The organism is Rhodococcus sp. NPDC127527 (assembly GCF_042672245.1).
In the GTDB taxonomy this organism is placed as follows: Bacteria; Actinomycetota; Actinomycetes; order Mycobacteriales; family Mycobacteriaceae; genus Rhodococcus_G.
In genome coordinates this window covers 1-10,351 of record NZ_JBHXVP010000024.1, presented here as the reverse complement: position 1 = coordinate 10,351, position 10,351 = coordinate 1, and the positions used below count along the sequence as shown (strand labels likewise).

Annotated in this window: 8 protein-coding genes and 1 pseudogene; 2 read left to right on the top strand and 7 right to left on the bottom strand. The window is 67.8% G+C overall.

Annotated elements, in window-relative coordinates; translation table 11 throughout:
- Window positions 1–117: 117 nt before the first annotated feature.
- From ACFVH2_RS24345 to ACFVH2_RS24325, 5 genes are all read right to left on the bottom strand, one after another.
- A complete protein-coding gene (locus ACFVH2_RS24345; RefSeq protein ID WP_378428117.1) occupies window positions 118–846 on the bottom strand; it encodes an ABC transporter ATP-binding protein in 729 nt (242 codons plus the stop codon).
- The gene (locus ACFVH2_RS24340; RefSeq protein ID WP_378428115.1) at window positions 843–2,702 is read right to left on the bottom strand and encodes an ATP-binding cassette domain-containing protein; all 1,860 of its coding nucleotides are present in this window, start codon (window positions 2,700–2,702) and stop codon (window positions 843–845) included. The genes ACFVH2_RS24345 and ACFVH2_RS24340 overlap by 4 nt, the downstream gene beginning before the upstream one ends.
- Window position 2,703: 1 nt before the next feature.
- Window positions 2,704–3,561: a branched-chain amino acid ABC transporter permease gene (locus ACFVH2_RS24335; RefSeq protein ID WP_378428113.1), complete on the bottom strand. Its 858-nt coding sequence runs from the start codon at window positions 3,559–3,561 to the stop codon at window positions 2,704–2,706.
- A 63-nt stretch (window positions 3,562–3,624) separates the two neighbouring features.
- Window positions 3,625–4,842 (bottom strand): ABC transporter substrate-binding protein, encoded by a 1,218-nt coding sequence (locus ACFVH2_RS24330; protein ID WP_378428112.1) that lies wholly within the window; start codon window positions 4,840–4,842, stop codon window positions 3,625–3,627.
- 235 nt (window positions 4,843–5,077) lie between these two features.
- Window positions 5,078–6,715 carry a flavin-containing monooxygenase gene (locus ACFVH2_RS24325; RefSeq protein ID WP_378428110.1) on the bottom strand — a complete coding sequence of 546 codons (1,638 nt, stop codon included), beginning with the start codon at window positions 6,713–6,715 and terminating at the stop codon, window positions 5,078–5,080.
- A 137-nt stretch (window positions 6,716–6,852) separates the two neighbouring features.
- On the opposite strand from ACFVH2_RS24325, the gene ACFVH2_RS24320 reads away from it, so the two are divergent.
- Window positions 6,853–7,617 carry a hypothetical protein gene (locus tag ACFVH2_RS24320; protein ID WP_378428109.1) on the top strand — a complete coding sequence of 255 codons (765 nt, stop codon included), beginning with the start codon at window positions 6,853–6,855 and terminating at the stop codon, window positions 7,615–7,617.
- A 3-nt stretch (window positions 7,618–7,620) separates the two neighbouring features.
- On the opposite strand, the gene ACFVH2_RS24315 is transcribed toward ACFVH2_RS24320, so the two are convergent.
- Window positions 7,621–8,784 carry an FAD-binding oxidoreductase gene (locus ACFVH2_RS24315; protein WP_378428107.1) on the bottom strand — a complete coding sequence of 388 codons (1,164 nt, stop codon included), beginning with the start codon at window positions 8,782–8,784 and terminating at the stop codon, window positions 7,621–7,623.
- A 250-nt stretch (window positions 8,785–9,034) separates the two neighbouring features.
- On the opposite strand from ACFVH2_RS24315, the gene ACFVH2_RS24310 reads away from it, so the two are divergent.
- On the top strand, window positions 9,035–10,171 hold the full coding sequence (locus tag ACFVH2_RS24310) for a nitric oxide synthase oxygenase (RefSeq protein ID WP_378428145.1): 1,137 nt from the start codon (window positions 9,035–9,037) through the stop codon (window positions 10,169–10,171).
- 27 nt (window positions 10,172–10,198) lie between these two features.
- On the opposite strand, the pseudogene ACFVH2_RS24305 reads toward ACFVH2_RS24310, so the two are convergent.
- Window positions 10,199–10,351, bottom strand: a pseudogene (locus ACFVH2_RS24305) (DNA-binding response regulator); the annotation flags it as partial.

The window sequence follows — 10,351 nt, the reverse complement described above, 5'->3', positions numbered from 1 at the left end:
CTTCTTTTTTTATTTTTATCCTTTTTATCTTCTTTCTGGTTTCACTCTTTGTTCTTTTACGGCGCTTTGGGTTTTTGCCGGGGGGGCGCCGTGAACTCCCCTTCGCCCGCAGCACAGTCAGACGCGACCGAAGTACGCGTCGCGCAGGACAGCGAGGTCGTCGATCTCGCCGGCGTCGGCATCCATCACGACCTTGCCGATGTCGAGCACGGTGACGTGGTCGGCGACACTCATCGCCGCCTCCACCGCCTGCTCGACGAGCAGCACGGCCAGCCCCGCCTCCTTGAGCACGCTCACCCGCTCCATCACCTCGTTGACGATGACCGGGGCCAGACCGCCGGACGGTTCGTCGAGGAGCAGTAACGACGGCTCGGCCATCAACGCCTGTCCGATCGCCAGCATCTGCTGCTGCCCGCCGGACATCGAACCGGCGAGCAGCCCGCGCTTCTCGCCCAGGATCGGGAACAGCTCGTAGATGCGCGACACCTCGTCCTTCAACGCGGACCTGCGCATCCTCCGGACGTATCCGCCGAGGACGAGGTTCTGCTCGACGGTCTGCCGGTGGAAGACCCGTTTGCCCTCCTGGACGTACGCCATCCCGCGGCGAACCCGTTGGTGCGCAGGCACCTTCGAGACGTCCTCGCCGTCGAACTCGACCGAACCCGCGGAGATCTTGTTCAGCCCGGAGATCGCCCGCAGGGTGCTGGTCTTGCCCGCACCGTTGCGGCCGAGCAGGGCCGTCACCTTGCCGGGCCACACGTCGAGGGACACGTCCCAGACCACGCGCAGGTCGCCGTACCCGGACTCCAGGTTCCGCACGCTCAGAAGGGGTTTCACTTCACTCATGACTTCACCTCTTCGGAAATGGCGGATTCTTCGTCGGCGATCGTGCGCGAGCCGCTCTCCTCGACGGTGACGCCGAGGTACTCGCTGAGCACCCGCGGATCGTGCTCGATCTCGGTCGGACTCCCGTCCGCGATGACGGTGCCCTGGGCGAGCACCACGATCCGGTCCGCGAGGTCGAGCACGAGCCGGAAGTTGTGCTCGACCAGCACCACGGTGGCGCCGGCGTCACGCAGACCGCGGATGATGTCCGCGAGCCGCTCCACCTCGTCCTCGTCGAGCCCGGAGGCCACCTCGTCGAGCAACAGCACCCGCGGCTTCGCGACCACGGACCGGGCCACCTCGAGCAGCCTGCGCATGCCGAGCGGCAGCGCGGTGGCGGTCTCGTCGGCCAGGTGCGCCATGCCCACCATCTCCAGCGCCCGCTGCGCCTCGGCGAGGTCCGCCGCCCGCACCTTGCGGAACCTCGGCAGCCGCAGCACGGTGGAGAACATCGACGCCCGATCGGTGCTGTACCGACCGGAGGCCACCGCCTCGAGGACCGTGACGTGCTCGGGGATGTTCGGGGTCTGGAACGTGCGGGCGACGCCGACTCGGGCGACCCGGTCCGGGGCCAGTCCCTGAACCGCGGTGTCGCCGATCAGGATTCGTCCCGAGTCCGGCTTGTAGAACCCGCAGATCATGTTCAGCGTGGTGGTCTTGCCGGAACCGTTCGGTCCGATCAGCGCGGTCACCTGTCCGGGCCGCGCGCTCAACCGGACGTCGCTCAACGCCTGGTTGCCGCCGAACGCCTTGGAGATGCCCTCGACCACGAGGGGCTGCCCCTCCATAGGATCCATCGCCGGCAGTTCGGCGTTCGCTCCCGGTTCGGCCGCGCGGGCACCGGTCAGTCCGGCCGCCCGGTCGAGCTTGGCGAGACCGGCCTTGGCGAGCTTGGCCAGACCACCGCTGAGCAGCACACCGCCCACGATCAGGAACCCGCCGTAGAACACGAGCGCGTACTGCTGGAAGTCCGACGCCTGGTTGGGACCGAACTGCATGATCGCCGCGCCGATCAGGGCGCCGTACACGCTCGCCGCACCGCCGAGGATGCAGGCAGCGAGAACCGCAGTGGCGAAGGTGAATCCGAACGCCTCGGGCGAGACGAACATGTCGATGTTCGCGAACAGCGCCCCCGCCAGGCCGGCCGGAAAGGCACCGATCGCGTAGCCGAGCAGCTTCATCCGGAACACCGACACGCCCACCGACGAGGCCAGCACCGGGCTCTGCTTGAGGGTGCGGAAGGCGATGCCGTGGCGGGACACGACGAGGTTGCGCATCACCGCGAACCACGCGATGGTCACCACCACGATCACCAGGTAGAACTCGTTGTTGGCGGGGTCGAGCACGTGGCCGAACAGCGTGGCCGGCTCGATGCCGCTGAGCCCGTTCCGGCCGCCCGTGGTGTCACCGAAGACCGCGATGATGTCGGGGACGAGCAGCACCAGGAAGAACGAGGTCATGGCCAGCGACCAGCTGCCCAGACGCAGGCCGGGGATACCGGTGACAATGCCGACCGCCAGCGCGACCAGGCCCGACACGACGAGCTGCACGACGATGTCGGTGTGTCCCGCGATGGACATCAGTCCCGCCGTGTACGCCCCGGCGGCGTACATCGCGGCCTGGCCGAGGGCGAGCTCGCCCGCGTATCCGAGGCTCAGGCTCAGGCCGCTGACCACCAGGGCCATGATGCACGCGAGCTGAACCTGCCTGGTCATCGCGAAGCCCAGACCGAGCGTCGGCAGCAGCAGGACGACTATTCCGAGGGCGAGCGGGTAGATCCAGCTCGGGACCGCTCTCAGCGAACGCCAGACCGACATCTCACACCACCCGTTCCCGGACTCGGCCGAACAGTCCGGCCGGCCGAACCATGAGGATCACGATGAGAACCACGAACACCGCGATGTTGCTGTATGCGCTGCCCAGTTCCAGTGCGGCGTAGGACTCGACGAGGCCGACCGTGAGGCCACCGACCAGCGCACCGGGCAGGGAGCCGAAGCCGCCGATGGCCAACGCGACGAATCCCTTGATGGCCAGCGCGGAACCGAGAGTGGCCACCGCGAAGGTCTTGGGCCCCACGAACAGTCCCAGGAATCCGGCGAGGGCGCCGGACGCGGCGAACGCACCGAGCGCGAGCGCACGGACGTTCACGCCGCGCAGCATCGCGGCCTCGCGGTCCTCCGAGATGCCCAGGAGCGCAAGACCTGTCACGGTCCGCTTGCTGAACTGACCGAGCACCACCACCAGCACCACCGCCACCACGAGCAGGGCGATCTCCACCGGGTAGGTGCGGCCACCGAGCAGGGTGATCGGATCGTTGGACCCGAAGAACGGCACCGTCAGCGGTTCGCTCCCCCAGATCAACTGCGTGGCACCGTTGATCAGGGTCGCGACGCCCAGGGTCGTGACCAGCTGGTTCTGGTGGTCTTTCACCGGCCGGACCGCGATGACCTCCTCCAGCCCGGCGAGGATCATCACCGTCACCGTCGCCATCACGGCGACGACCAGAACGGGCAGTTTCAGCGTCACCAGACCGGTGTAGGCGACGAAGGTGCCCACCATCATCAGCTGCGCCTGCGCGAAGTTGAAGGTGTTGGACGAGACGAAAACGATGTTGTAGCCGATCGCAACCAGCGTGTAGACGGCGCCGAGTGCGAGGCCAGACCAGAGAATGGTCATTTCTCCACTCCTCACGACGGTGCGGTCGCCGGGGCGGCCGCACCGTCAGCAATCAGGGATCGATCAGGCGGCCGGGTTGCCGTACTGCCCGTTGAGCAACTTGCTCGGCGGCACGAACCGGTAGCCGTCGTCGGTCAGGTTCGGAGCGTGCGAATCCGCGGTGTAGTGGTACCGCGGCAGGAAGGCGGTCTTGGCGGTGTCGAGCACCTGCTGGTCCTCGAGAGCCTTCGCGAGCTTGGTTGCGTCCGAGGACGATCCGACCTTCGCGGCCGCCGCGGCGACCAGACCGAACGGGTCGTAGTTGTCCGCCAGGATCAGCGTCGACGGGATCTGTCCCATCGCCGCCATTGCGGTCACCATCGCGTTCACTGCGGTGTCGTTGGCGTCGAAGACGGTGCTCGGGAACATCTGCATCACGAGGTTCGCGGTGCCCGGGGTGCCGAGCACGCCGTCGGGCGCCGGCTTGGCGACCAGCGCGGTGCCCGAGACCGAGGTGTTGCCGATCAGGGGGATGTTCCAGTCCAGGCGCTGCAGGCTGGTCAGCAGGTAGCCGAGCGGCGCGCCGTAGGCGTCGACCACGAGCGCCTGCGTGCCCTTGTTCTTGAGCGACTGCAGCTGCGCTGTCATGTCGAGCGCCGCGATGTCGTACTCCTCCGAGCCACTGGCGCTGACCCCCTCCGACGCGAGCGAGGACGCCATCGACTTTCCGAAGGCCTCACCGTAGGCACTGCTGCCGTGGATGACACCGACCTGCTGGTAGTTCTTGCTCTTCGCGTACCGCGCGATCGATCGGGCGTAGTCGGCGGGCGACGGCGAGAGATCGAAGTTCAGCGGGAATTGGCTTGGATCCGAAGAGTTCTCGGTAGGTCCGACGTTGAACGAGAGAATCTTGTTCTGCTTGAGAATCGGCAGGGTCGCGGCGGACAACGTCGACGGACCCGAATTCAGGTACAGGTCGGGCTTCTTGCCGGAAGCGACCGCCTCGCGCAGGTTCGACACCGCCCGCGTGGCGTCGCCGCCGTCGTCGACCACGGTGAGTTCGACCTGGCGACCGCCGATTCCGCCGTTGGCGTTGATCGCATCCGCGCCGGCCTTCGCGGCGAGGATCGAGGTCTGGGAGTTCGCTGCCAGCGCACCCTGCCCGCTCATGGCGCCGGTGACGAGCACCCGGTAGGGGCCGTCGGATCCGCCCTCCGCTCCGGAACTCGATCCGGAGCAGCCCGCGAGCGCGACCGCGGAGACGGCGAGAGCGGCCACCAGAACACGATGCCGATTGTTCATGCAGGTCTCCTCAAGTTGAATAAGCAAGCATTTGCTTGGGGGAAGCGTAAAGGTGTGACCCAGCTAACGTCAACCGCCTTCCCGTGAGCTGGGATACGAAAGATGTTAAATTGCAACACGTTTCAGAAACTCTGACCCGGAAACGACGAAACGCTGGGCGCCATTCCCTGGCGCCCAGCGTTTTTCGAAAGTCGTCGACCTCTACGTGGTCCCGGTCAGCTCCGGGACCGGATGGTCACTCGCCCGCTTCGATGATGTCGAATCCCTTGTAGCCCGCGGCCGCAACGTCGGCGATGATCTGACCGTACACACCGAACCCGCCGAGGAACGGCATGAACACCCGCGGGCGTCCGGGGATGTTCGCGCCCACGTACCAGGAGTTCGCGGTCGGCATCAGGGTCGCCGCTGCCCGGTCGGTGCACTCCTTCACCCAGTCCGCGACCGCGTCGGGACGGGCCTCGATGGCCTTCGCGCCGTGCGCGTCGAGGTGGGCAATGGCGTCGGCCACCCAGTTCACGTGCAGCTCGGAGTGCAGCACCATGTTCGCCAGCACGGAGACACTGCCCGGCCCGGTCATGTTGAACAGGTTCGGGAACCCGGCCACGGACAGACCGAGGTAGGTCTGAGGTCCGGCGGCCCAGGCCTCCTTGAGGGTCTCCCCGCCGCGGCCGACGATGTTGAGCTTGTCCATGGACCCGGTCATCGCGTCGAACCCGGTCGCCAGGACGAGTGCGTCGAGGTCGTAGCGCTCGCCGGTGGTCTGCACACCCGCCGCGTCGATGCTGTCGATCGGCGTCGCCTTCAGGTTCACCAGGTTGACGTTGTCGCGGTTGTAGGTCTGGTAGTAGTTCGCGTCCGTGCAGATCCGCTTGGTGCCGATCGCGTGATCCTTCGGGATCAACAGCTCCGCGATCTCCGGGTCGTCGATGACCGCGCGAACCTTCTCCTCCCAGAAGACCCGGGCGGTGTCGTTCGCCTCGAGGCTGACCACCTGGTCGGGGAAGGTCTTGCTGAACAGCACGCCGCCGAGCCGCCACCGCTCCTCGTAGGCGTCGCGCAGCTCCTGCTCGGACGCCTCCAGCGCCGACTTGGGGTTCGCCAGGTGCGGGGAGCCGCCGCCGCTCGCGAAGGACAGCTTCCGCCGCTCGGCGTAGTTCGCCTTCTGCCGGGCGCGGTCCTCGTCGGAGAGCGGCACGTTGCCGGCGGGCACGCTGTAGTTGGCGCTGCGCTGGAACACGTACAGCTGCTCGGCCTGCTCCGCGATGCACGGGATCGCCTGGATCCCGGAGGACCCCGTCCCGATCACGCCGACCCGCTTGCCGGTGAAGTCCACGCCCTCGTGCGGCCAGTGCGCGGTGTGGTACACCCCGCCCTCGAACGAGCCGAGGCCCGCGATGTCGGGGATGTTCGCGTTCGACAGGGGTCCGACCGCGAGGACGACGAACCGCGCCGACAGCGCGTCACCGGCGTCGGTACGAACCTCCCACCGCAGCGTCGCCTCGTCGAGCACGATGTCGGTCACGCGGGTGCCGAACTTGATGTCACGACGGAGGTCGAAGCGATCGGCGACGTGGTTGGCGTACCGCAGGATCTCCGGCTGGGTGGCGTACTTCTCGCTCCAGTCCCATTCCTGCTGCAGCGCCTCGTCGAACGAGTAGGAGTAGTCCACGCTCTCGACATCGCAGCGCGCGCCCGGGTAGCGGTTCCAGTACCAGACGCCGCCGACACCGTCGGCGGCCTCGATCACCTGCACGCGCAGGCCGTCGCTGCGGAAGCGGTGCAGCGCGTACAGCCCGGCGAAGCCCGCTCCGACGACGACGACGTCGACCTCGGACAGATCTGATCCCGCGGATGCTGGAGTAGGGGCGCTCACGATGTCTGCCTTTCGCTGGTGACTACTGCGAATGACGCTATGGGCGCGCCCGCCCACCGGATACCGCCCCTCCCACTGACCGGACGACCACCGCCAGGCTCCCGTTCAGCGGACGTCGGCGGGCGCGAACGAGGATGATGGCCCTGGTGACCGGTGACGAAGACGGGTCGAACACCCCGCACGAGGACCGTCCGCCCAGCCGCGCCAAGCGCTGGGAGTACGGCAAGCTCGGCGGTGAGCACGCGCCGGTACCGGGCTGGTTGCGCCCGCACCTCGCCGAGCCACGCTGGTCGATGATCGCGGTACTGCTGGTGGCGGTGATTCTGCAACTGCTGCTGCCGGATTCGTTCGTGCTACGGCCGCGCTCGGCAGCCCCCGCGATCGAGCTCGTCCTCTGCGTGATCCTGCTGATCGGCAATCCCGGTCCGGTACACGACCGCCATCCCGCACTGCGGCCGATTTCCCTGGCACTCATCAGCGTCCTGGCGGTCACGAACGCGGTGTCCACCGTCCTGCTGCTCGACGCCATCCTCACCGGCAGCGGGGTGACCGCGGACAAGATTCTCGCGTCGGGCGCCTCGATCTGGCTGACGAACATCATCGTCTACGCGCTGTGGTACTGGGAGTTCGACCGCGGCGGCGCCGCCGCGCGCGCCGGCGTCCGCAGCCAGACCCCGGACTTCCTGTTCCCGCAGATGGCCGATGCCCGCCTGGACCCGGACTTCCGGCCGACGTTCCTCGACTACCTCTACGTCTCGTTCACCAACGCGACGGCGTTCTCTCCCACCGACACCATGCCGTTGTCGCGGTGGGCGAAGGTGCTGATGATGTCCCAGGCGATCGTCTCGCTGGTGACCGTCGGACTCGTCGCCGCGCGGGCGGTGAACATCCTTCCGAGCTGACCCTCAGTACAGCGGGTCGTGCCGGATGTTCTCCGTCGGGGTGCCCTTGGCCTGCAGCCGGAACTTGGTGGTCTGGACCATCGACGCCGATCCCACGATCTGGACGTCGCGGTCGGCCCAGTCGCCGAACTCCGCGACCACCTCCCCGACCTTCCCGGTGATCCGCTGGTACATGCCGGGCGGCGGGGTGGGAATCGGGTCGAAGTGCCACCACGGGTTGGTGTCCTCCTGGGACACCGGGATCACCGTGAGCCACGGGTTCGTCTGCGAGAGCTGCCAGAGCGTCTCGATGTCGTAGAGGTCGCACGGATAGGTGCCCGCCACAAACAGGTGCACGCGCGGGTTGTTGCCGCGCATGGCCATCTCCATCACCTGCGCGCGCAGCGGCGCGATACCGGTGCCGGACCCGATCATCAGCATGTCGCGCTCTCTGGTGCGGTCCACCCCGAGCGCACCGAGCGGAGAACCGATCGCCCAGGTGTCACCGAGATTCGTCTGGCCGACCATCGCCGGGCTGACCCAGCCACCGGCGACGCGGCGCACGTGGAACTCGATCTGCCCCTGGTCGTTGGCCGGGATCGCCGGCGAGAGGTAGCGCCACATCCGTGGGCGGCCCGGGACGCTGACGCTGACGTACTGGCCGGCGCCGTACTGCATCGGCTGGTCGAGCTGCAGCCGGACCACCGCGACGTCACGGAGCACCTGCTTGTGCTCGACGACGGTGCCGATCCAGGCTCGCGGTCCGGTCTCCGAGTTGGCGGCGGACATCATGGTCGAGGCGATCAGGGCGATGGCCTCACGCCACGCGAGATCGACCTCCTCGGTCCAGATCTCGGAGCCGGCGAAGTTCTCGAGTGCGGTGATCAGGGCGTTGCCGACGGCGATGTAGTGCGCGTCCTCGACACCGTACTTGCGGTGGTCGCGGCCGAGCTGGGCCAGGAACGGCAGGATCGACTCGGGCTCCTCGAGCTTGTCGATGATGTACGCGATCGCCCGGACCAGACGGTCCCGCTGGATGTCCATCGCGGCCGGGAAGAACTCGCGAGCCTCGGGGTTCCGCGCGAACAGGATCGCGTAGAACGACCTCGTCAGCTTCTCCGGACCGTCCTCGACGGCCGCGACGGCCTTGAACGTCGTCCGGACAAGCGAAATTGTCGTTGAGTCCACTGCAGAGTCCCCATTCCGCACACAAACCGCGACCTGTCGCGTTCCGGCAGGTCGCGGGGCCCCTCACGGCGGTCGCCGATCGGTCGTTGGCGAGTCTAGGCGACGACCGCCCCGGATGGAAAGGGAAGGACGCGGCATGGTCGTGAAAGAATCACACGTCACACAGGCACCAGTGGTTTCGCATGATGCTGCCGGCGCCCACAGAGAACGGAGCCAGACCGTCGTGGCCAATTCCTTCGGGGAGGAACGCCTGCGTGACCGAGAGGTCACGCCCAGGCCTGCCCCCACCTCCGACGAACTCGACCGCCGGCTACGCGAGTGCGCCGAGTTCTTCCGTCAGCCGGAGCTCGCGCACCTGTCGCCGACCCGCGCCGCGGAAGTGCTCGACGAGTTCGCCCTCACCGGCCGGTACGAGCACACCGCCGAGGAGTTGCTCGTCGGCGCGAAGCTCGCCTGGCGCAACCACGCGCGCTGCGTCGGGCGCAACCACTGGCGCACCCTCAAGCTGCTCGACGCGCGGCACGCGGTGACCGCCGCCGACCTCGCCGAGGCGTGCTGGGAACACCTGCGGACGGCCACCAACGGCGGCGCCCTGCAGTCGGTGATCACGATCGGACCCCGCCCGCTGCCGGACGGCCGCGAGTACCGCATCATCAGCCCCCAGCTGATCCGGTACGCGGGGTACCGCCAGGCCGACGGAACCGTCGTCGGCGACCCCGCGCACGTCGAGCTCACCGAGCAGGTGACCCGACTGGGCTGGCACGGCGAGGGGACCGCCTTCGACGTGCTGCCACTGCTCATCTCCGTCCCCGACGAGCCGCTGCAGTGGTTCGAGGTGCCACGGGAGCTGATCCTCGAGGTTCCGCTCGAGCATCCGAACTACAAGTGGTTCGCGAAGCTTGGCCTGAAATGGCATGCGGTGCCCGCGGTCTCGAACATGGACCTCGAGATCGGCGGTCTCACCTACCCGTGTGCGCCGTTCAACGGCTGGTACGTCAGCACCGAGGTCGGCGCGCGGAACTTCTCCGACACCGACCGCTACGACATGCTGCCGACGATCGCGCGCAAGTTGCGGCTCGACATGAGTTCGGACCGGACGCTGTGGAAGGACCGGGCGCTCGTCGAGCTGAATCGGGCGGTGATCCACAGCTACCGGCAGGCCGGGGTGATCATGGTCGACCACCACACCGTCGCCCGGCAGTTCCTCGACTTCGTCGACCGTGAGGCGAAGGCGGGCCGCACCTGCCCGACCGACTGGTCGTGGATCAACCCGCCGATGTCCGCGGCGCTGACGCCGACGTTCCATCGGCTCTACGACGAGCCGGACATGGAGGTGCGGCCGAACTTCGTCACCCGCACGGCGGGTTCGGGCTGCCCGGTCACCTGACCGGCTTCGCGGCGACCCCGCGGTCACTCACTCCAGCAGTCCTCGGCGCATCGCCTCGGCGACCGCGGCCGCGCGGGCGCCGACGCCGAGCGTCTCGTACAGCCGCGGGGCGTGGGTGGTGGCCGGGGTCGGCGCGCGATAAACCAAACCCGCGGAGGCCGGGATGGTCAGCCCGCGGGC